Raw genomic sequence first — 21,017 nt, 5'->3', positions numbered from 1 at the left:
GACCGTCGCAGTCGCCAGTACACGAGCAACCGGCCGAAGGTTCAAGTACGGACAGGCGACCATGCCGGCGTGTGCCCGATACAGCAACCGTCAAACGAGCCCTCTCCCGTCTCGCGGAGCAGTCAGCGGACGCGCGGGCCGTCGAGGGCGGGTGGTTCGGCGGCGAGGAGTACCGGACCGTCGTCACGACGGCGGACGACGCCGTCGAGTCCGTCGGGGCGGCCGTCGAATTCCTCGAAAACGGCGGGCTCGACCGGCTCGACGATGCCATCGAGGCGGCCGAGGACGTGGGCGACCACGCCGCCGTTCGCCGTGGCCGGCGCGCCCGCGACGCCCTGACCGACTTCCGGCGGGCGGTTCGGTCGGACCAGTTTCACTCCGGTCGCGGAACCACTTTAGGGGGTGGTGCCCAAGGGGATGGAAATGACACGGGTGATACATACGGGTGATACCCACCTCGGGTACCGGCAGTACCACCGGCCCGAGCGCCGCGAGGACTTCCTCGCGGCCTTTCGACGGGTCGCCGAGGACGCGGTCGAGGACGACGTGGACGCCCTCGTCCACGCCGGCGACCTCTTTCACGACCGCCGGCCGGACCTGCCGGACATCCTGGGGACCCTCTCGGTCCTGCGTGACCTGGCCGACGCCGACGTGCCCTTCCTCGCCATCGTCGGCAACCACGAGACCAAACGCGACGCCCAGTGGCTCGACCTGTTCGAGTCGCTGGGGCTGGCGACCCGACTGGGCGACGATCCGGTCACCGTCGGTGACACCGCGTTCTACGGCCTCGATTTCGTCCCGCGGTCCCAGCGCGAGGACCTGGACTACGACTTCGAGCCACACGACGCCGCCCACAGCGCGCTCGTGGCCCACGGTCTGTTCGAGCCCTTCGACTACGCCGACTGGGACACCGAGCGCCTGCTCGCCGAGTCGACCGTCGACTTCGACGCCGTCCTGCTCGGGGACAACCACAAACCGCAGAAAGCCGAGATCGAGGACACCTGGATCACCTACTGCGGGTCGACAGAACGGGCGAGCGCCGACGAGCGCGAGGATCGGGGGTACAACATCGTCGAGTTCGACGAGCAGGTGTCGATCAGGCGGCGCGGGCTCCCGACCCGCGAGTTCGTCTTCGTCGAGGTCGAACTCGGCGAGGGTGAGGGCGTCGAGCGCGTGCGGGAACGCGTCGGCCAGCACGACCTCGACGACGCGGTCGTCGTCGTCCATATCGAGGGCGAGGGCGATCCGGTCGCACCGGCCAGCATCGAGGAGTACGCCGACGAGGAGGGCGCACTCGTCGCCCGCGTCACCGACCACCGCGAGGTCACCGACAGCGGCGAGATCGACGTGAACTTCGCTGACCCCGACGACGCCGTCGCCGAGCGCATCCGCGAGATGGGGCTCAGCCAGGCGGCCCGCGACATCGACGAGACCGTCCGGGCGAGCAAGACCGCCGACTCGAACGTCACCGACGAGGTGGAACGGCGCGTCCGGGACATCCTCGACGAGGGCGACGACGCCGCCTTCCGGGCCGCCGAGTCCGAGACTGCCGACGACGAACCGGCCGACGAGTCAGCCGCGGCCAACGACGCCGCCGAGTCCACGCCGGCCGAGGAACCGACGAAGACCGACGGCGGTGACGCGGGCGAGGGAACGTCGGCGGAGGACGACGCTGACACGGACCCGGACGCTGACGCCACTGCCGACGGGAACGGCCAGCCCTCGCTGGGTGATTTCGAATGAGATTCGAGCGCGTCAGGCTGGAGAACTTCAAGTGCTACGGGGACGCGGACCTGACGCTCGACAGCGGGGTGACGGTCATCCACGGCCTGAACGGCAGCGGGAAGTCGTCGTTGCTGGAAGCTTGCTTCTTCGCGCTGTACGGGGCCCGGGCGCTGGACGAGACCCTGGACGAGGTGGTGACCATCGGGGCCGAAGACGCCACGGTCGAGCTGTGGTTCTCCCACGGCGGCGGGTCCTATCACATCGAACGCCGGGTTCGCGTGACCGACGACCGCGCGACCACGGCCAGGTGCGTGCTGGAGACGCCCGAGGCGACCTACGAGGGTGCGCGCGACGTTCGCGGGCACGTCGCGGAACTGCTGCGGATGGACCACGAGGCGTTCGTCAACTGCGCGTACGTCCGTCAGGGCGAAGTGAACAAGCTCATCAACGCCTCTCCCGCCGACCGACAGGACATGATCGACGACCTGCTCCAGCTCGGCAAGCTCGAGGACTACCGCGAGCGGGCCAGCAAGGCCCGGCTCGGCGTCAAACACGTCCGGGACGGCAAGCGGGAACTGCTCGACGATCTCGAATCTCAGATCGAGCGGAAGGAAGACCAGGACCTCCACGGACGGCTCAACGCGCTCCAGACCGAGCGCAAGGACCTCGAAGCCGAGATCGAGCGGTTCGACGAGAACCGACAGGAGGCCGTGAAGACTCGCGACGAGGCCGAGGCGATCCTGGAGGAACACGAGGAGAAACGCGAGCGCCTCGACACGCTCGAAACCGAGATCGAGGAGCTGACCGAGACCATCGAGGAGACCGAGCGCGAACGCGAGCGCCTCGGCGACCGGATCGGCGAGCTGAAAACCGAGATCGAGGAGATCGAGGCCGAACGCGAGGATCTGCTCGCCGACGCGGAACTCGACGACCCCGACGAGGCGACCGTCGGCGAGACCATCGCGGACCTCGAAGCCCGGGACGAGCAGTTGCGCGACGACGTCGAGGACCACCGCGTCGCGGCCAGCGAACACACGAGCGAGGCCGAATCGCTCCGGGAGAGCGCCGAGGATCTGACGACCCGCGCGGACGAGAAACGCCAGGAGGCCGAGGAACTGGCGAGCGACCTCGCGGCGACCCGGGAGAAACTCTCCCAGCGGCGCGACCAGATCGAGCAACTCGAAGCCGACATCGAGGCCAAACGCGAGGCCTTCGAGGACGCCCCGGTCGCGGTTGGCGAGGCCGACGACCACTGGGACGAACTCGTCGACGAGTTGAACGAGACTCGCGAGCGACAGAAGGAACTGGAGACCAAGCTCGAAGCCGAACAGCGGAGTCTCGACGAGGCCGAACAGTTGCTCGACGCCGGGAAGTGTCCCGAGTGTGGCCAGCCCGTCGAGGACTCCCCGCACGTCGAGTCCATCGACGAGCACCGCGAGCGGATCGACGACCTGCAGGACGAACTCGTCTCGGTTCGCCAGCGCCGCGAACGGCTGGAGGAGGAGGTCGACGCGGCCAGCGATCTGGTCGACCGCGAGAACGAACTCCAGACGCTCCGGAACGACCTGGAGAACGTCGAACAACTGGTCGAGGAGAAAGAAGACGGGCTCGACGACACCGTCGAGAAGATCGAACAGCTCCGGGAGGAAGCCGAGGAACTGGACGCCGAGGCCGAGGACAAGCGCGATGCCGCCGACGAGGCCGAGTCGGCGGCCCGAGCGAAACGCGAGGCCGTCGCCGAGTGCAACGAGGAACGCGAGGAGATCGGCGACCGCCTCGACCGCCTGGAAGCCATCGCGGAGACCTTCGAGCGCGTCGCCGACCGCGAGGACGAGATCGAGCGCCTGCGCGAGCAACGGACCAACAAGGCCGAGTTGAACGACGAGCGCCGCGACCGGCTGGCGGACAAACGCGACCAGCGCGACGAACTCGACGCCGAATTCGACGAGTCGGCGGTCGAGCAGGCCCGCAGGGAGAAAGAGCGGGCGGTCGAGTACATCGAGAAAGTCGAGCCGAAACTCGACGAACTCCGCGCCGAGCGCGACGACCTGATCGACGAGATCGGCGGTGTCAAACAGGAGATAGAGGAACTGGAGGACCTCCGGGAACGCCACGCGGACCTCGAAGCGACGGTCGAGCGGCTGGACTCGCTGTACGGCGAGACCGAGCGACTGCAGGAGATGTACGGGCAGTTACGCGCCGAGTTGCGTCAGCGCAACGTCGAGAGCCTCGAACGGATGCTCAACGAGACGTTCGACCTGATCTACGGGAACGACTCCTACTCCCGGATCGAACTCGACGGCGAGTACGAACTCACGGTCTACCAGAAAGACGGCCAGCCCCTCGACCCCGAACAGCTCTCCGGCGGGGAGCGGGCCCTGTTCAACCTCAGTCTGCGGTGTGCGATCTACCAGCTCCTGGCCGAGGGGATCGAGGGTGCCGCGCCGATGCCGCCCCTGATCCTGGACGAACCCACGGTGTTCCTCGACTCGGGCCACGTCTCGCGGCTCGTCGACCTCATCAGACACATGCACGACCTCGGCGTCGAGCAGATTCTCGTCGTCAGCCACGACGAGGAACTGTTCGGTGCGGCCGACGATCTGGTGATGGTCTCGAAAGACGCCACGACGAACCGGTCGACGGTGGTACGGAAAGACCCCGACGAGGCGACGCGGGAGGCCGTCGCCGACGCCGCGACGGACTAATCGCTGTCTGCGGTCCCGGTCGTGCCGTCACGGAGGTGAGAAAGCCCCTCGCGCCCCACGTCGGTGAGTTCGTAGCCACGCTCGCCGGCGACGGTCGCTTCGGCGACCAGGCCGGCGGCGCGGAACTCCCCGAGCAGGCCGTGGAGGTCGCTCTCACAGAGGTCGTACCCGCTCATCAGATCGCGCACGGCGACCGCGCCGCGTCGGTCGAGTTCGAAGAGCAGACCGAGTGCCCGGTCGTCGCGAACGGCGGTCAGGACCGTCCGCGCCGGGGCTGGAACGGAGCGCGCGGCGGTCTCCAGGGGTGACTCGTCGACGAACTCCAGGTCGTCGTTGGGGACGTACCGCTCCTCGCCGGTTTCGGGGTCGCGGACGCGACTCGAATCGCCGGACTGTTTGACTAGCAACAGCCGCCTGCCGGACTCGTCGCGGACGGTACGCATCGCTCTGGGGTAGCACTCGGGGACGGGTAACCGTTCTGGACCGCGTTCACTCGTCGTCGGCGAACCGGTCTCTGGCGCGCTGGTACCGGACGTAGCCGTAGAAGAAGAAGGCGACGCCGAGGAAGAACACGGCTCCGCCGTCGACCAGGTCGCCCCGGAAGACGACGAGCATCGGGCCCAGCGCGATGGCGAACAGCGCGACGTTGAAGATGGCGACGAGCTTCCAGAACGACCGGACCAGCCCCTCCGGTGCGTCGTTCTCGGATGGGTCGGGCGGCTCGGGGATGTCGACCGACGGAGCCTCGGGAGCCAGATCCGACTCCGGATCGGGTTCGAGGTTCCCGGGACTCCCCGGGTCGTCGGGTTCGGCCGGCCAGCGCTCCTCGTCCTCGCTCACTACTCCATGCGTCGGATAGCCGCCGAGAAAAGGGTTCCGTGACTGGCTTACACCGCGTCCTCGAGCGTCGTCGCCGCACTCGACTGGACCCACGCGAGCGGGTTCTGGGCGTCGTAGAGGACGACTCCGTCGTCGGTCTCGTAGGCCTCGATTGTCTCGACTTCGGGGCCGTCCGGTCCCGTTTCGGCACTGTCCAACTCCGACCGACTTCCGTTTGCGCGGTCCGTCATGTCGCTTCAGTCTGTGGTATGATGTGTCATGGCATATACCTTGTGTTCCAGTCGCGGCTCGAAACGCGGGGACCGTCGGGATTTTAGTCGGGGGTCTCGAACGGGTGGACAGTATGGACGAGACCGGGGACGGAACACAGACAGGTCTCTCAGCCTTCGAGGACGGGACGGGGAGCGAGGACGCCGACCGCGAGGACGAGCGAAACGCCGCCGCCGAAGCCGCGGCCGTCGCGGGTAACGGCGGCGACACCTTCGAGATCGTCGACCTCGACGACATCCGGTATCCCGACGCCGACGAGTACGTGACCTTCGCGGTGACACAGGTCGACTACACCGTCGAGGGCCGGGGCGACGACGAGTTCCCCGTCGTCCACCTGTTCGGCCGCACGCCCGAGGCCGAGGAACTGGTCCACGTCGAAGTCTACGAGTTCAGACCCTACTTCTACGCGCCGACCGACTCGCTCACCGACGCGGACCTCCAGCGCGACCGGATCACCGGCTGGGAGGAGGAAGACGAGGACGGCGAGCCCTACGAATCCATCCGGGGCGAGCGCCTGACCAAGATCTTCGGCCAGACGCCCCGGGACGTGGGCCAGATGCGCGACGAGTTCGATCACTACGAGGCGGACATCCTGTTTCCCAACCGCCTGCTCATCGACAAGGACATCACCAGCGGCGTGCGCGTGCCCGTCCGCCGCGAGGCCGCGGACGAACCGATCCGGGTGCCCCACGAGGAGATCGAAGCCGTCGACGTAAGCGCCGAGCCCCGCGTCAACACCTTCGACATCGAGGTCGACGACCGCCAGGGGTTCCCCGAGGACGGCGAGGAGAAGATCGTCTGTCTCACCTCCCACGACTCCTACGACGACGAGTACATCACGTGGCTGTTCGACGCCGACGAGGGCATCGATCCGCCCGAGGCCCTGGCCGCCTACGACCCCATCGAGGACGACTTCGACGCCGACGTGCGCGTCTTCGAGGAGGAGGAGGCGATGCTCGAAGCGTTCGTGGACTACATCGAGGAGACCGATCCGGATCTTCTGACCGGCTGGAACTTCGACGACTTCGACGCACCCTACTTCCTCGACCGACTCGAAGAACTCCAGGGGCCACACCACGACTACGACCTCTCGATCGAACGGCTCTCCCGCGTGAACGAGGTCTGGCGCAACAACTGGCAGGGTCCAAATATCAAGGGACGCGTCGTCTTCGACCTGCTCTACGCCTACCAGCGCACGAAGTTCACCGAACTCGACTCCTACCGCCTGGACGCCGTCGGCGAACAGGAACTGGGCGTCGGCAAGGAGCGCTATCCGGGCGACATCGGCGACCTCTGGGAGGACGACCCCGAGCGCCTGCTGGAGTACAACCTCCGGGACGTGGAACTCTGCGTGGAACTGAACGAGCAACAGGAGATCATCCCCTTCTGGCAGGAGGTCGCCTCCTTCGTCGGCTGTAAACTCGAAGACGCCACCACGCCCGGCGACGCCGTCGACATGTACGTCCTGCACAAACTCCACGGCAACTTCGCACTCCCCTCCAAGGGACAACACGACGCCGAGGACTACGAGGGCGGCGCGGTGTTCGACCCCATCACCGGCGTCCGGGAGATGGTGACGGTGCTGGACCTGAAGAGCCTCTACCCGATGTGCATGGTAACGATTAACGCATCCCCCGAGACCAAGGTCGATCCCGATGCCTACGAGGGAGATACCTTCCGCGCCCCGAACGGCCAGCACTTTCGGAAGGAACCCGACGGCGTCATCCGGGAGATGGTCGACGAACTGCTGACCGAGCGCGAGGAGAAGAAATCCCTCCGGAACGACCACGATCCCGACTCCAGCGAGTACGAGCAGTTCGACCGACAGCAGGCAGCTGTCAAGGTAATTATGAACTCTTTATACGGCGTTTTGGGATGGGATCGATTCCGACTGTACGACAAGGAGATGGGCGCTGCGGTCACTGCAACGGGTCGTGAGGTTATCGATTACACCGACGAAGTCGCGGGCAGAATGGACAAAGAGGTCGTCTATGGTGACACTGACAGCGTGATGATAGAACTCGGTGGCGACATGTCGAAGGAGGCGGCTATCGACCAGTCGTTCGAACTGGAGGAACAGATCAACGACGCCTACGACGAGTTCGCCGAAGAGGAACTGAACGTCGACCTCGATGCCGGCGAGGGCCACCGCTTCGAAATCGAATTCGAGAAGCTCTACCGCCGCTTCTTCCAGGCGGGCAAGAAGAAACGCTACGCGGGCCACATCGTCTGGAAGGAGGGGAAAGACGTCGACGACATCGACATCACGGGCTTCGAGTACCAGCGCAGCGACATCGCGCCGATCACCAAGGAGGTCCAGAAGGAGGTGATCGACCGCATCGTGAAAGGCGCGGACAAAGCGGACATCAAGGACTACGTCCACGAGGTGATCCAGGACTTCGAGGCCGGCGAGATGAGTCTGGACGACATCGCCATCCCGGGCGGGATCGGGAAGAAACTGGACAACTACGATACGGACACGGCGCAGGTCCGCGGGGCGAAGTACGCCAACCTCCTGCTGGGGACGAACTTCTCCTCGGGGTCGAAACCCAAGCGAGTCTACCTCGACCGGGTACACTCGGACTTCTGGGACAAGGTCGAGGCCGAACACGGGCTGGACCCCTCGACGGACCCGCTGTACGGCGAGTTCCGGCGCGATCCGGACGTGATCTGTTTCGAGTACGAGGATCAGGTGCCCGAGGAGTTCGAGGTCGACTGGGAGAAGATGCTCGACAAGACGCTCAAGGGGCCAATCGAGCGGATTCTGGAGGCGCTGGACATCTCCTGGGACGAGGTCAAGAGCGGGCAGGAACAGACCGGCCTCGGCAACTTCATGTAGCGTTGGCGACCGACTCGACGTCGACGCCGTCGTCGGGGGAGTCCGGTGCCGTCTCGAACTCGAACCGTGCACCGGAAGACTCACTCCGTTCGTCTTCCGAACCCCCGCGCGTCTCACTCGCGGGGGTGCCCCCCGTCTCGGCCTCGGTGACGGTTATCTCCCAGCCGTGGGCATCGGCGATGGACTGGACGATGCTGAGTCCGAAACCGGTCCCGGACTCGCTGGTGGTGAAGCCCTTCTCGAAGATGTCGTCGCGCTTGTCCTCCGGGATTCCGGGGCCGTCGTCGGCGACGAAGAAGCCGTTCTCGAAATCCCCGACGGTGACGGTCACGTCCGGGCCGCCGTGTTCGACCGCGTTGCGAAAGAGGTTCTCGAACAGTTGCGTGAGCTGTGAGCCGTCGGCCGAGACGGTTCGGTCCGTCGTGATTTCGACGGTCGCCGACCGCGTGTCGACGTTCTCCCACGCGGATCGACAGATCCGGTTGAGCGGCACTGGCTCGCGGCTCAGGACGGTCTGTCCCTGTCGGGCCAGCGTGAGCGCGTCGGAGATGAGTTCGTCCATTCGTTCGTGGGCCTCGGCGATCTTCGCCATGTGGACGCTGTCGTACTCGTCGCGAGCGAGTTCGAGGCGGCCGTCAGCGACCGAGAGCGGGTTGCGGAGGTCGTGGGACAGGATGCTGGCGAACTCCTCTAACCGTTCGTTCTGTTCTTCGAGGCGCTCTTTCTGATCGCGGAGCTGTCGTCGCGCCTCGATCTGTGCGGTCACGTCCTGAAAGAGGACGACCGAACCGGTGTCCGGAGCCGTCCCGTCGTCGCTGGGACCGAGCGCCGACGTTTCGACGTTGTAGTACCGTTCGTCGCCGTCCTCCGCCCGGGTGATGGTGTTGAAGCCGTCGTCGCCTTCGAAGGCAGCCGCCACTTCGGGGAAGGTCGATTCGAGGACGCCCCGGTCACAGCCGAGCAGTCGTTCGGGGTCGATACCGAGCAACTCCGCGGCGCGGTCGTTGACGTCGACCACCACGTCACCGCGGTCCAGCACGAGGTAGCCGGTGTCCATCTCCTCGACGACGGACGAGCGCGCGACCGGAATGAGACGGAGGATGCGGTAGCGAAAGACCATCAACACGCCGATGGGCAGGGCGGCGGCGAAGCCGATGCTCGTGTAGTTGAACGCGGTCAGGTCGGTGAGATAGGCCACGTTGAGGAACCACGGAATGGTGAGCGCGCCGACGATGGACCACACCTGGCCGCGATAGTGACGGTTGGTCGTCTCGTAGGTGAGGAACATGAACGCGGCGCCGGCGACGAAGCAGTAGGCCAGGCCGTGGTGGAGGTAGAACATGGGGCCCCAGGTCACGTCGGCGACGACGGTGCCGTCGCGGGTGACGGTGGTCGCAGACCGGATCGTCCACGAGCGAAAGTTCGTGACTTCGAGGCCGGTCGAGACCAACAGCGGGGCGGTGACGAGCCCGAGCCGGCTCGGTCGGAGCCAGGCAGTCCGCTCGGTGTAGTCGGCGGCGAAGACGAACAGCGAGACCACGACGACGGTCCCCATGAGGTAGTAGCCAGGGTACAGCGCGAGTTTCGCGTCGATGCCGGTGACCGCGAGCCGCGCCGCGTCGCTGAGACACCACAGCGACACCGCGACGATCAACACGAGGGGTGGAATCGGCGACAGGCGGGGGTTCTCGAAGTTCCGGACGATCACGAGAATCGTCGGCACGGCGACGAGAAGCGGGAAGACGAGCGGCAAGAGGAGCCAGCTGAACTGCAACATTCCCATCAGGACTATTCAGCTACGGGGCATGAATGTTGTGGGCATTTCACGCACTCGCTGGCGAAAACAGGTGGCAACCGTCGGTTCGGTGGTCGACGGTTCCGCCGTGACGGACGACCACGATCCGCCACCGAGTGACGGCCTGTCTCGCCGTCGGGAGGCCCGGTTTTCCAGAATACGAAATCAAATTTTCCATTGCCGAAATCCTAACTGGGTGAATGCGAAAGCATTATGAACGTCTCGCACGGAGTTTGGGACGACTTAGGTGTCCCTAAACAATGGCAACACTCGAAATATCCAACCTACACGCTGAAGTTGCCGAGGAGGGCGGCGAGCAGATCCTGCGCGGGGTCGATCTCGAAGTCGAATCCGGCGAGATCCACGCGCTGATGGGTCCCAACGGGAGCGGGAAGTCGACGACCGCCAAGATCATCGCCGGCCACCCGGCGTACGAAGTGACCGACGGCGAAGTCCTGTTGCACATCGAGGACGACGAGTTCGACGACCTCGACGAGGAGATCCCCGAGGATCTCCGCACGTGGAACCTTCTTGACTTGGAACCCAACGAGCGCGCCGCGCTCGGTATCTTCCTGGGCTTCCAGTACCCCGCGGAGATCGAGGGCGTCACGATGGTCAACTTCCTGCGGACGGCGCTGAACGCCAAACTCGAGGAGCGCGAGGAACTGTTCGAGGAGGACGACGAAGACGAGGAGGCCGACGCCGACGACACCAACGAGGACGCGGCCGGCTACGACACGTCCCCGATGGAAGGGCCGGCCGACGAGGGCGACATCGGTGTCGCGGAGTTCCAGGAGATCCTGCAGGAGAAGATGGAACTGCTGGACATGGACGAGCACTTCGCCCAGCGGTACCTCAACGCCGGCTTCTCCGGCGGGGAAAAAAAACAGAACGAGGTCCTCCAGGCCGCGATCCTGGAGCCTTCCATCGCCGTGCTCGACGAGATCGACTCCGGGCTGGACATCGACCGCCTCCAGGACGTATCCAACGGCATCAACGCCCTGCGCGACGAGCAGGGCGCAGGCATCCTCCAGATCACCCACTACCAGCGCATCCTCGACTACGTCGAACCCGATCACGTCCACGTCATGCTGGACGGCCAGATCGCCAAGTCCGGCGACGCGTCGCTGGCCGAGGAACTCGAGGACAAGGGGTACGACTGGGTGCGCGAGGAGACTCTGGAGACCGCGTAACCGTGCAAGGCTAGCACAGGCTAATATAGCTAGAGAAATAAACCAACACCAACAATGAGTTCAGATCAAGATCATCTCAAAGAGACCGACACCGAGGCTCGCTTCGAGTTCAAGAAGGAGGAGAACTCCGCGTTCAAATCCGAGAAGGGCCTCACCGAGGAGACCATCCGGGTCATCAGCGAGGACAAGGACGAGCCCGAGTGGATGCTCGAACGGCGACTGCGCGCGCTCAAGCAGTTCCAGGAGATGCCGATGCCCGACGACTGGCCGGGTGCGCCCGACCTGAGCGAGGTCGACTTCGACGAGATCGTTCCCTACATCCGCCCCGACATCGAGACGCGCGGCGGCGCCGAGAACTGGGAGGATCTCCCCGAGGAGATTCAGGACACGTTCGACAAGCTGGGCATTCCGGAAGCCGAGAAGAACGCCCTCTCGGGCGTCGGTGCCCAGTACGAATCGGAGATCGTCTACCAGAACATGCAGGAGCGCTGGGAGGAGAAAGGCGTCATCTTCTGTGACATGGACAAGGCCGTCCAGGAGCACGAGGAGATCGTCAAGGAACACTTCATGACGAAGTGTGTCCCCCCGAGCGACAACAAGTTCGCCGCGCTCCACGGCGCGGTCTGGTCCGGCGGGTCGTTCGTCTACGTCCCCGAGGACACCACCGTGGAGATGCCCGTGCAGGCGTACTTCCGGATGAACTCCGAGGGGATGGGCCAGTTCGAGCACACGCTCATCATCGCCGAGGACAACTCCGAAGTCCACTACATCGAGGGCTGTTCCGCGCCGAAGTACTCGGCCTTCAACCTCCACAGCGGGGGCGTTGAGGTCTTCGTCGGCGAGAACGCACACGTCCAGTACTCGACGGTCCAGAACTGGTCGAAGAACACCTACAACCTCAACACCAAGCGCGCCATCTGCGAGGCCGACGGCACGATGGAGTGGGTGTCGGGGTCGATGGGATCGAAGGCGACGATGCTGTACCCCTCGACCATCCTGAAGGGCCCGGGCGCGACGGACAACCACATCACCATCGCGTTCGCGGGCGAGGGCCAGAACATCGACACCGGTGCGAAGGTCTACCACAACGCGCCGGACACGAAGTCGACCATCGAGTCCAAGTCGATCAGCAAGGACGGCGGCCGCACGAACTACCGCGGTCTGGTCCACATGTCCGACGGCGCGGAGAACTCCTCGACCTCGGTCGAGTGTGACGCGCTGATGTTCGACAACGAGTCCACGTCGGACACGATGCCGTACATGGAGATCCAGGAGAACAAGGTCGACGTGGCCCACGAGGCGACCGTCGGGAAGATCGGCGACGAGGACGTGTTCTACCTGGAGACGCGTGGCCTGGACGACGACGACGCCAAGCAGATGATCGTCGCGGGCTTCATCGAGCCGATCACCGAGGAACTGCCCATCGAGTACGCGGTCGAACTCAACCGCCTCATCGAACTCGAGATGGAGGGCTCGCTCGGGTAATCCCCGGATTCCACTATGAGCACGCAGGTACACGCAAACCTCACCGAGGAGCAGGTAACGGAGATCAGCGAACAGTTCGACGAGCCCGAGTGGCTGCTGGAGACACGACTCGACGCGCTCGACGCGCTCGAAGACCTCGACATGCCCGCGGTCATCGAGACGCCGGGCCGGGAGTGGACGAACCTCGACGCGCTCGACTACGAGAGCTTCGTCGATCCCCTCGAGATGGCCCAGGAGAAAGACCGCGTGGACGCCGAGGGCGTCGACGTGCTCTCCTGGTCGGAGGCGCTGGACGAACACGGCGACCTGATCGAAGAGCAGTTCGGCAGTGTCGTCGATCCCCAGCGCAACTACCTCACGGCGCTGTCGACGGCGCTGTTCTCGGCCGGGACGGTCGTCTACGTCCCCGAAGGCGTCGACGCCGAGGACGTGAAGATCCGGACCCGGATGAACTCCCGGGCGCTGTTCAACTACACGCTGGTGATCGCCGAGGAGTCCGCGTCGGTCACGATCCTCGAACGGCAGGAGACCGGCGAGGACGCCAGCGACGAGGACGCCCGCTACTACAGCGGCGTCGTCGAAGCCATCGCCGGCGAGAACGCCCACGTCCAGTACGGCGCGCTCCAGAACCTGGACGAGGACACCTACAACTACCAGGTCAAGCGCGGCCACACCGACCAGTACGCCACGGTCAACTGGATCGAGGGCAACATCGGGTCGCGCCTGACCAAGACCAGCGTCGAGACGCGCCTGCTCGGCGATAGCTCCGAGAGCAAGATCGTCGGTGCGTTCTTCGGCCACGAGGACCAGCACTTCGACCTCGGGTCGCGGGTCTGGCACGAGGCCGAACACACCACCGCCGACCTCGTGACCCGCGGCGTCCTCGACGACACCGCCCGCTCGGTCTACGAGGGCGTCCAGGACGTGGGTCGGGAGGCCTGGGACACCAACTCCTACCAGCGCGAGAACACGCTGATGCTGAGCGACGAGAGCGAGGCCGACGCCTCCCCGAAGCTGATCATCAACAACCACGACACCGAGGCCAGCCACTCCGCGACGGTCGGACAGGTCGACGCCGAGGACATGTTCTACATGACCTCCCGATCGATCCCCGAACAGGTCGCCGAGAACATGCTGGTCGAGGGGTTCTTCGAGCCCGTCCTCACCGAGGTCGCGGTCGACGAGTTCCGCGATGATCTCGAAGATCTGATCGCGCGCCGACTGCGCCAATAGCGGACTGCCGTTTTGCGGTCTCGTCTTTCAGGTCACGCCAGCCAGGAGAGCCAGCTCCCGTAGGCCTCGAACTCGGCGATGTCGGCGGACTCGGCCGTGCCGTCCTCGAAGCGGACGTGCCGGTAGGTCGGATCGCTGGGTGGCGTCGACGGATCGCCCGAGAGCCAGTGGACGGGGCGGTCGTGGCTGACCTCGGCCAGTGACTCTCGGACCGCGGCCACGGCGTCGTCGGGGAACTGGTAGAGCGCGATGGTACTGAACACGACGAGCGTCGCGTCCGTCGGCGCGTCGCCGAGGCGGTCGGGCAGGACCGCGGCGGCGTCACCGGCCACGAGTTCCGGGGGGTCGTCGGCGGCCAGGTCCAGCGCGGCGGCCAGCCGTTCGTGCCGTCGGTGCTGGTTGGGCAGGACCAACGCTCGGAGCCAGCGGGCGTCGGCGTCGTCGGTCACGTCGAGGGGATTCAGGTCGACACCCCACCGCTCTGTGACGGTCGGCGGTTCGTCGGGCAGTGGCGGCGTTCCGTCCCGGACGGTGGTCTCGATGCGAACCGGAGCGTCGGGGTCGCCGACGACGCGCCCGTCGAACTCGTAGCGGTACCGGTCCCACAGCAGGTTCAGCCCGGCGCTGGCCCCGAGTTCGACGAGGGCGAGAGGGCCGCCGTCGGCGTCGGCGACGCGAGCGAAGGCCGGGTAGAGGACGGCCGAGCGACCGACGTCGTTGGTCTGGACCAGCCGACTGTCGAGTCGCGCGCGGATCGCCTCGCGGTGGTCGCGACAGAACGCCTCGAACGCTGGAAAGGGATCGCGCTCGGTCGGGTCGGTGGGGTCCTCGGTGATAGTGGGATAGAAGTCGGCCAGCTGGTGGTCGACGCCGGAGAGGAGGAGGTCGTGGACGGCACCGAGCAGGAGGTTCGGGGCGGGTTGACTCGACGGGGCCGTCGCGGCGAGGTCGAGGAGGGCGTCGTCGTCGGCGGCCGCGCGGCTCAACCGTTCGTACAGCGGGGACTGGTCGCTCGCCCAGTCGGCGTAGTCGTGAAACTCGTCGGCGCGAGGCATGGTCACTGGTGCCCCAGCGGCCGCTTAGGGGTGTCGGTCCCGAGGGAACGGCTTAAGTTCCCGCCTCCCCGATTCCTGGGTATGCAGGCGGGACAGAGTCGATACCGCTGGCGGTGGTCACCGTGAGCGTCCAGCAACCGGTGTCCAACGACCACCAGCTGGCGCGGTTGTTGCAGATCGGCGTCGTCCTCGAAGAAGTCGTGGAGGCGCGAGCGGGCGAACACGCCCGGACGATGGAGGTCGACGACCCGGAACTGGAGGCGTTGCTCGCCGAGGCCGCCGAGGAGTCGGCCGGCCACCGCGAGCAACTGGAGGACCTGATCGACGACCTCGAAGCCGACACGATTCCGTTCGAGGAGATCAAGGGGCTGGTCAAGGCCCAGTACGAGTCCGAGGCGGACTTCGACGGCGTCCTCTACGACCAGCTGTGTAACGAGGAGACGGCCTACAAGTTCTACGACGACCTCATCGCGGCCATCGAGGACTCCGACGCGGCACTCAGCGTCGACCGGGAGCAACTGATCGAGACGCTGTCGTCCATCCGAGAGGAGGAAGCCGAAGGGGTCGAAGAGGTCACCGAACTCATGGAGAAACGAGAATGACTGGGAGCTATCCGTACGGAGGGGGTCTCGCGTGAACACGTCCGACCAGTATCTCAAGGCGATCTATCTCGTCCAGCAGGAGGAGGACGGTCCGGCCTCGACCGGCCGCGTCGCCGACATGCTCGACGTGAGCCCCGCGAGCGCCAACGAGATGATCGGCAAACTCGAGGACCAGGAACTGCTCGAACACGAGAAGTACAAGGGCGTCACCCTCACCGACGAGGGCATCGTCCGCGCCCGGGACGCGCTGCAGACCTACTGTATCATCGAGCGATTCCTGCTGGAAGTCCTCGAAGTCGAGGAGTTCCGGACCGAGGCCGAGCAACTCGAACCCGTCATCGACGAGACCGTCGCCGACCGGCTGGACACCATCATCGACCGGGCCCCGCAGTGTCCGGACTGCTTCGACCCCGAGAACGACGCCTGCAAACTGCTGGAAGTCGAGCCCGACCCGGCGGACTGACTACTTTTAGTTTCACTCCGGCTGGCTCGCATATTTGTGACTCTCAGTCGAACGGCTGTCCATGGAGTGTCCAACCTGTGGTAAGTCACTCACGACTGAACGTGGTGTCAAACAACACCATACGAAGGTCCACGACGACCCACTTCCGAACCGGGAGTGTGCTGGCTGTGGGACAGAGTTTTACGATCCGAAGGCTCGTCTGACGTACTGCGACGACTGCAATCCAAATTCCGGCGAACACAACGGCAACTGGAACGACGCGAAAGAGACGACGGAGTGCGAACGCTGTGGTGACGAGTTTGAGTATTACCCCTCAGATAAGAAGGGAGTCTACTGTCCGACGTGCGTTGAGGAAGCGGATGATTTCCTCGGGACCCATTACGCAGACGTTCACGACATCGAACCGGTATCACGTGAATGCAAGCAGTGCGGGAAACAGTTCGAGATTCTTCCCTGTTTTACAAGAGACGGGGACCGGAAGTTCTGTGACCACGATTGCCTCAGTTCGTGGCTCTCTGAGGAGTGGGGAGACGGGACTGCAGTATACAATGGCGACTGGCGTTCGATTCGGAGGCGAGCGCTTGAGCGGGATGATCATCAATGTCGTTTCTGTAGTAAGGACCGTGATGAGATGGGCCGTAATCCTGACGTTCATCATATCAGACCGGTACGGGATTTCGACGACCCGCAGGATGCCCACGTTATCGACAACGTGATCTCGCTCTGCCGGAGTTGTCACGGACTGGCCGAACACGGGAGCATCCCGGCATCGGTGCTTAGCGTCATGGCGAAATCCCGGAATCCATAAGACGCCAGAACCAGAACGGAGTATTGCAGTCCCGTGGTGTAGTGGCCAATCATCTAGGCCTTTGGAGGAGTGCACCCTGTACACGCTTGGAAACCCCAGCGGTGTATTCCGAGGATAGCCTAGGACGGCGGTTCGAATCCGCCCGGGACTACTAATATTTTACACAGCTTCCTACTCCGAACACGTTCCACCGGAACCGAAGCAGTTGAATCTCCGGGTAGCCTACGCGCTCACAGAGGACGATGATCGACCCGGTGTTCGCACACGCAGGTTCCTCGGAACTCCCCTTCCCGCACGCCGTCGTCGACGGCGTCGTTGGGGTGGGTGCCGGACTGGTGGTCGTGGCGCTGTTTTACCTGTTCCTGCGGTACTACGCGGGGTCGCCGCGGTCCGAATCCTGAACGTCTTTCATTCGGTCTGAGTAGTCCCAGGTGGCGACACGGGTCGGATCGATACGGATTTTGACTTCCTCGCGGTCCTTGTCGAGCAGTCGCTGGGCCAGCGCGGAGTCGGTGCCGCCGAGATAGCGGTCGATGAGCGACCGCAGGACGGTCTTCTCGGGGTCGGGGTCGACGGTGGCCTCGCCCTGGCCGCGGACGCCCCGGTAGGGCGGGTCGTTGACCGAGACCTCGAAGGCGACGCCGGGGTCGTGGTCGAGGAACTCTATCACGTCGGCGCTGGCGGCGGTGGCACAGTAGAGGGCGTCGTCGCGGAACTCGTACCACAGCGAGAGCATCCAGAGCCCGCCGCCGGGGGTTCGACAACTCAGCCGGATCGGGACGCGACTGTCGGTGAGGAAGGCGGCCGCCTCCGCGCGGGTCCAGGGGCCGGAGGGGTCCCACGACCGGTCGGCCTCGGCTCCGGTGGGTCGGTCGCTGTCGGTCACGGCTCGTAGGAAGGGCCCCAGACGGAAATGAGCGTGGGGCGGGTTCTTTTGTCGGCCCGGGGATACTGTCGGGCATGCGAGTCCGACAGGTACTCCGGAACAGTTTCATCGCGGGACTGGCGCTGCTGGCACCGCTGGTCGTGACCGTCGTCGCGATGCAGTTCCTGGTCGGCTGGGTGACGACGCTGATCGACCCGGTCGTGCAGGGGACGCGGCTGACCCAGTACACGGCCAACATCGAGGCGGTCGCGCAGGTGCTGGCACTGCTGCTGATCGCGGGCATCGTCGTTCTGCTGGGCTATCTCGCGCAGGGCCGGATCGGCCAGCGCGTGTTCGCCTGGATCGACCGCGGAATCGGCGTCGTCCCGCTGGTCAGCATCGTCTACTCCAGTGTCAGGCAGGTCGCGAACGCGCTGACAGAGGGCTCGAACCGCTACAAGCGCGTCGTCATGGTCGAGTATCCGCGCGACGGGGTCTACAGTATCGGGTTCGTCACGGGTGACGGCCCCGAAGAAGCCGCGAGCGCGGCCGGCGAGCAGTTGTACAACGTCTTCCTGCCGAACAGCCCGAACCCCACGGGCGGGCACTTTCTCATGGTGCCCGAGGACGAAATTCACGAACTCGACATCAGCGTCCGTCGCGGGGTTCGGTTGCTCGTGACGACCGGAATCGCCGAAAGCGACGAGGAGATGGCCGAATTGCGAGCCGAGGCGGACCTGCCCCGGTCTGACTACATGTAGGCCGCGTCCCAGCGCGTGGGTTTGCGGCTGTTGCCACACTCACCGCACTCGATGCGGCCCATGGCGTCCATCGCGTTGGCCAGCGAGTCGCACTTCCCGCAGTGGTAGCCGTACTTCTCCTCGCGGGTCTCGTCGGTGTAGACGACGTGGAAGGGCCCGGCCGAGCCCTTGTCCACGTCGTCGTGGTCGATGTACACCGTCTGGCCCTCGTCGGTCGTGCGCGGCTCCAGTCCCTCCGGTTCGGCTTCGAGGTAGAGCGCCTCGGTGTAGGGACTGCCGTCGATCTCGACTTCCCCCTCGCCGACTTTCTCGAAGCCGCGCTGTTTGTAGAAGGTGTTGCCGACTTCGTTCATCGAGAGGACGCGCCCGCGGAGCTGGGTGATGCCCTGCTCGCGGAGGCGGTCGCGGACGGCGTCGAACAGATCCGAGCCGATCCCCTCGCCACGGTAGTCCGGGTGGACGTGGAGCCACAGCAGGTCCGCGCCGGTCTCGTCGTCGTGGATCACGGTCTCGGTGAACGCGACCGGCTCGCCGTCGTATTCGGCCAGCAAGAAGAGCATGTCCTCGCGGTCCACCTTCTCCGCGTACTCCTCGTCGTCGTACCACTGGTGGACCGTCCCCTCGATGGTCCCGGGACTGAGGGTGTAGGACGCTTGCAGCGACCGTTCGGCGATCTCCATAATCGCTTGCTGATCGTCAGGAGTTGCCGCTCTGACTTCCATATGTTACAGTACGGCGGTGGCTCTCATAAATCCATGTCACAGCGTCTCGGTGTGGCGTGGGCTCACGACCCGGAGCGGACCGCTCGGGGTCCGTGCCGTCGCGCCGGAACCGGGATGCGGGGCTCGAATTCGGGGGTGTGGTAGATTTCAAGGTGTCGTAACGCTAAAGACCCGCACTCGCTTTTATATCCGTAAGATGAACAGCGAACGTCACGTCCGGAGGTGGTCCCGTGGGTGTTGAAATACGGGAGTCGCCCGTCTCGGACGCGGAATTCGAGGCGATGCAGGTCTTCGTCCACGACTACCTCGAAGCGAGCGTGGTCAACGAGGACGAAGGCGGGCGGATGCGGTGGTATCCCTGGCACTCGGCGGCCTATCGGTTCAACCACATCATGAACGTGGTCGAGCTGGCGACCGACATCGCGCGCGAGGAGGGCGCGAACGTCGACGTGACGCGCGTCGCGGCCCTCTTTCACGACATCGCCAAGCTCGAAGCCGACCAGGACGTCCACGCTGAGGAGGGCGCTCGCATCGCTCGCGAGTACCTGACCACCCACTGCGACTACCCGCAGTCGTTCGTCGACGAGGTGTGTACCGCGGTCGAGGACCACTCATACCAGGGGCCGCTCTCGGACCTGTCGCTGGAGACCCAGTGTCTCATCGAGGCCGACCTGCTCGACAAGGTCGGCGCGAACGGCACGGCGCTGATGCTGTTGCGGATGGGCTACGAGTCCCGCACGCACATGGACGCCGCGGAGATGGTCGGGCGCGTCCTCGAACGCGGCCGCGACGCCGCCGAGCGCGTCGAGAGCGACACGGCCGAGAGCGTCGTCCACCAGCGGCTCAAACGCGTCAAGTGGTTCAAGGAGTGGCTCGAATCCGAGGTGGCCATGATGGGCGACTCCGACGCCGAGTTGAGCCCCGGCATGGAGAAGGAACTCGACGACGAGATCGACGACTAGAGGAGCGCGCCGAGGCCGTCGGCCACGAACAGGAGGCCGAAGCCGGCCAGCACCACCGCGCTCCCGCCGGCGACCAGCGGCGTGAGTCGGTCGACCCGTCGCCCAGCCGCACGTAGCGCCGCGGGAAAGCCGACGATCCAGCAGACGATACCGCCGAACAGTCCCGCGAGCAGGAGCGGGCTTCCGGTCCGGACGACGACCAGCCCCGCCAGTTCCGCGCCGACGTAGGGCGTCTTTTCGAGGACGTCCACGGTGCCGGGTTCGAGCAGGCCCACGCCGACGGTCAGCCAGAACGCGATCTGGTAGGGGTTGGTCAGCGCCAGCACGAACGCCTTCCGGAACCCGCGGCCCATCCCGCCGTCGGTCGTCTCGCCCCCCGAGTCGACGCTCAGGGCCGCCTGCGCGCTCGTCGCGGCCCCGACCGCGAAGTACAGCATCAGTCCGCCACCGGCGAGGATCATCGCCGCTCGCAGGGTCGGGGCGTTCTGGACGACCGTGACGACGCCGGCCAGCGCGAGCGCGAAGAAGCAGGCGTCGGCGGTCATCGCACCGAGGCCGGCGGTGAAACCCGCCAGCCAGCCACGGAGGACGCTCTCCTCGGCGATGACGGCGTTCATCGGCCCGGGCGGTGCCGCCAGCGCCAGACCGAACAGAACGCCGGCACCGAGCGACGCGACGGGGCTGGCCGCCATGC

General features: G+C 65.4%; 21 protein-coding genes and 1 tRNA gene. 14 read left to right on the top strand and 8 right to left on the bottom strand.

Going from position 1 to position 21,017, the window contains the following annotated elements; genetic code table 11:
* Positions 1-71: 71 nt before the first annotated feature.
* The 3 genes from ACOZ4N_RS08860 to rad50 are packed head-to-tail and all read left to right on the top strand — an operon-like array spanning position 72 to position 4,430.
* Positions 72-449 carry a hypothetical protein gene (locus ACOZ4N_RS08860; protein WP_424019564.1) on the top strand — a complete coding sequence of 126 codons (378 nt, stop codon included), beginning with the start codon at positions 72-74 and terminating at the stop codon, positions 447-449.
* Complete coding sequence (gene mre11, locus ACOZ4N_RS08855; protein ID WP_424019563.1) at positions 424-1,743, top strand: DNA double-strand break repair protein Mre11; 1,320 nt, start codon at positions 424-426, stop codon at positions 1,741-1,743. Before ACOZ4N_RS08860 ends, mre11 begins: the two co-directional genes overlap by 26 nt.
* Positions 1,740-4,430 carry a DNA double-strand break repair ATPase Rad50 gene (gene rad50 / locus ACOZ4N_RS08850; RefSeq protein ID WP_424019562.1) on the top strand — a complete coding sequence of 897 codons (2,691 nt, stop codon included), beginning with the start codon at positions 1,740-1,742 and terminating at the stop codon, positions 4,428-4,430. Before mre11 ends, rad50 begins: the two co-directional genes overlap by 4 nt.
* Here rad50 and ACOZ4N_RS08845 read toward each other — a convergent pair.
* Genes ACOZ4N_RS08845 through ACOZ4N_RS08835 form a run of 3 tightly spaced genes read right to left on the bottom strand, consistent with a single transcriptional unit; the run spans position 4,427 to position 5,500 of the window.
* Positions 4,427-4,873, bottom strand: coding sequence for a DUF7346 family protein (locus ACOZ4N_RS08845; protein ID WP_424019561.1), 447 nt, complete (start codon positions 4,871-4,873; stop codon positions 4,427-4,429). The genes rad50 and ACOZ4N_RS08845 overlap by 4 nt on opposite strands.
* Before the next feature lie 46 nt (positions 4,874-4,919).
* On the bottom strand, positions 4,920-5,270 hold the full coding sequence (locus ACOZ4N_RS08840; protein WP_424019560.1) for a DUF7322 domain-containing protein: 351 nt from the start codon (positions 5,268-5,270) through the stop codon (positions 4,920-4,922).
* 47 nt (positions 5,271-5,317) lie between these two features.
* Positions 5,318-5,500 (bottom strand): DUF7331 family protein, encoded by a 183-nt coding sequence (locus tag ACOZ4N_RS08835; protein WP_077205259.1) that lies wholly within the window; start codon positions 5,498-5,500, stop codon positions 5,318-5,320.
* Between the two features lie 113 nt (positions 5,501-5,613).
* On the opposite strand from ACOZ4N_RS08835, the gene ACOZ4N_RS08830 reads away from it, so the two are divergent.
* Positions 5,614-8,379, top strand: coding sequence for a DNA-directed DNA polymerase (locus tag ACOZ4N_RS08830; RefSeq protein ID WP_424019559.1), 2,766 nt, complete (start codon positions 5,614-5,616; stop codon positions 8,377-8,379).
* Here ACOZ4N_RS08830 and ACOZ4N_RS08825 read toward each other — a convergent pair.
* Positions 8,372-10,162, bottom strand: a complete 1,791-nt coding sequence (locus ACOZ4N_RS08825; RefSeq protein WP_424019558.1) for a histidine kinase N-terminal 7TM domain-containing protein — start codon at positions 10,160-10,162, stop codon at positions 8,372-8,374. The two genes, ACOZ4N_RS08830 and ACOZ4N_RS08825, sit on opposite strands and share 8 nt — an antisense overlap.
* A 272-nt stretch (positions 10,163-10,434) precedes the next feature.
* Here ACOZ4N_RS08825 and ACOZ4N_RS08820 point away from each other — a divergent pair, with 272 nt between their 5' ends.
* The 3 genes from ACOZ4N_RS08820 to sufD are packed head-to-tail and all read left to right on the top strand — an operon-like array spanning position 10,435 to position 14,085.
* Positions 10,435-11,367 (top strand): ABC transporter ATP-binding protein, encoded by a 933-nt coding sequence (locus tag ACOZ4N_RS08820; protein ID WP_424019557.1) that lies wholly within the window; start codon positions 10,435-10,437, stop codon positions 11,365-11,367.
* Between the two features lie 54 nt (positions 11,368-11,421).
* Positions 11,422-12,852 carry a Fe-S cluster assembly protein SufB gene (gene sufB / locus ACOZ4N_RS08815; RefSeq protein ID WP_424019556.1) on the top strand — a complete coding sequence of 477 codons (1,431 nt, stop codon included), beginning with the start codon at positions 11,422-11,424 and terminating at the stop codon, positions 12,850-12,852.
* Between the two features lie 15 nt (positions 12,853-12,867).
* On the top strand, positions 12,868-14,085 hold the full coding sequence (gene sufD, locus ACOZ4N_RS08810; RefSeq protein ID WP_424019555.1) for a Fe-S cluster assembly protein SufD: 1,218 nt from the start codon (positions 12,868-12,870) through the stop codon (positions 14,083-14,085).
* A 32-nt stretch (positions 14,086-14,117) separates the two neighbouring features.
* Here the strand turns inward: sufD and ACOZ4N_RS08805 are convergent, their stop codons facing one another.
* The gene (locus ACOZ4N_RS08805) at positions 14,118-15,140 is read right to left on the bottom strand and encodes a DUF2332 domain-containing protein (RefSeq protein ID WP_424019554.1); all 1,023 of its coding nucleotides are present in this window, start codon (positions 15,138-15,140) and stop codon (positions 14,118-14,120) included.
* A gap of 122 nt (positions 15,141-15,262) precedes the next feature.
* On the opposite strand from ACOZ4N_RS08805, the gene ACOZ4N_RS08800 reads away from it, so the two are divergent.
* From ACOZ4N_RS08800 to ACOZ4N_RS08780, 5 genes are all read left to right on the top strand, one after another.
* A complete protein-coding gene (locus tag ACOZ4N_RS08800) occupies positions 15,263-15,742 on the top strand; it encodes a ferritin-like domain-containing protein (protein ID WP_424019553.1) in 480 nt (159 codons plus the stop codon).
* Between the two features lie 31 nt (positions 15,743-15,773).
* Complete coding sequence (locus ACOZ4N_RS08795; protein ID WP_424019552.1) at positions 15,774-16,205, top strand: metal-dependent transcriptional regulator; 432 nt, start codon at positions 15,774-15,776, stop codon at positions 16,203-16,205.
* A gap of 61 nt (positions 16,206-16,266) precedes the next feature.
* Complete coding sequence (locus ACOZ4N_RS08790) at positions 16,267-17,013, top strand: HNH endonuclease (RefSeq protein WP_424019551.1); 747 nt, start codon at positions 16,267-16,269, stop codon at positions 17,011-17,013.
* A gap of 27 nt (positions 17,014-17,040) precedes the next feature.
* Positions 17,041-17,164: transfer RNA gene (locus ACOZ4N_RS08785), tRNA-Gln, on the top strand.
* A 91-nt stretch (positions 17,165-17,255) separates the two neighbouring features.
* On the top strand, positions 17,256-17,414 hold the full coding sequence (locus tag ACOZ4N_RS08780; protein WP_424019550.1) for a hypothetical protein: 159 nt from the start codon (positions 17,256-17,258) through the stop codon (positions 17,412-17,414).
* Here the strand turns inward: ACOZ4N_RS08780 and ACOZ4N_RS08775 are convergent.
* A complete protein-coding gene (locus ACOZ4N_RS08775) occupies positions 17,384-17,899 on the bottom strand; it encodes a pyridoxamine 5'-phosphate oxidase family protein (protein ID WP_424019549.1) in 516 nt (171 codons plus the stop codon). The two genes, ACOZ4N_RS08780 and ACOZ4N_RS08775, sit on opposite strands and share 31 nt — an antisense overlap.
* Before the next feature lie 74 nt (positions 17,900-17,973).
* Here ACOZ4N_RS08775 and ACOZ4N_RS08770 point away from each other — a divergent pair, with 74 nt between their 5' ends.
* Positions 17,974-18,639: a DUF502 domain-containing protein gene (locus ACOZ4N_RS08770; RefSeq protein ID WP_424019548.1), complete on the top strand. Its 666-nt coding sequence runs from the start codon at positions 17,974-17,976 to the stop codon at positions 18,637-18,639.
* Here the strand turns inward: ACOZ4N_RS08770 and ACOZ4N_RS08765 are convergent.
* Positions 18,630-19,361 (bottom strand): GNAT family N-acetyltransferase, encoded by a 732-nt coding sequence (locus ACOZ4N_RS08765; protein WP_424019547.1) that lies wholly within the window; start codon positions 19,359-19,361, stop codon positions 18,630-18,632. The two genes, ACOZ4N_RS08770 and ACOZ4N_RS08765, sit on opposite strands and share 10 nt — an antisense overlap.
* Before the next feature lie 230 nt (positions 19,362-19,591).
* Here ACOZ4N_RS08765 and ACOZ4N_RS08760 point away from each other — a divergent pair, with 230 nt between their 5' ends.
* On the top strand, positions 19,592-20,323 hold the full coding sequence (locus tag ACOZ4N_RS08760; protein WP_424019546.1) for an HD domain-containing protein: 732 nt from the start codon (positions 19,592-19,594) through the stop codon (positions 20,321-20,323).
* Here ACOZ4N_RS08760 and ACOZ4N_RS08755 read toward each other — a convergent pair.
* Entirely contained in the window at positions 20,320-21,015 is a 696-nt protein-coding gene (locus ACOZ4N_RS08755) for a LysE family translocator (protein WP_424019545.1), read from the bottom strand. The two genes, ACOZ4N_RS08760 and ACOZ4N_RS08755, sit on opposite strands and share 4 nt — an antisense overlap.
* Positions 21,016-21,017: the final 2 nt, after the last annotated feature.

The sequence above is a fragment of the Halorientalis pallida genome, from assembly GCF_049605515.1.
GTDB lineage: Archaea > Halobacteriota > Halobacteria > Halobacteriales > Haloarculaceae > Halorientalis > Halorientalis pallida_A.
The sequence above is the reverse complement of the archived record's forward strand: the minus strand, read 5'-3'. Positions and strand labels throughout refer to the sequence as shown.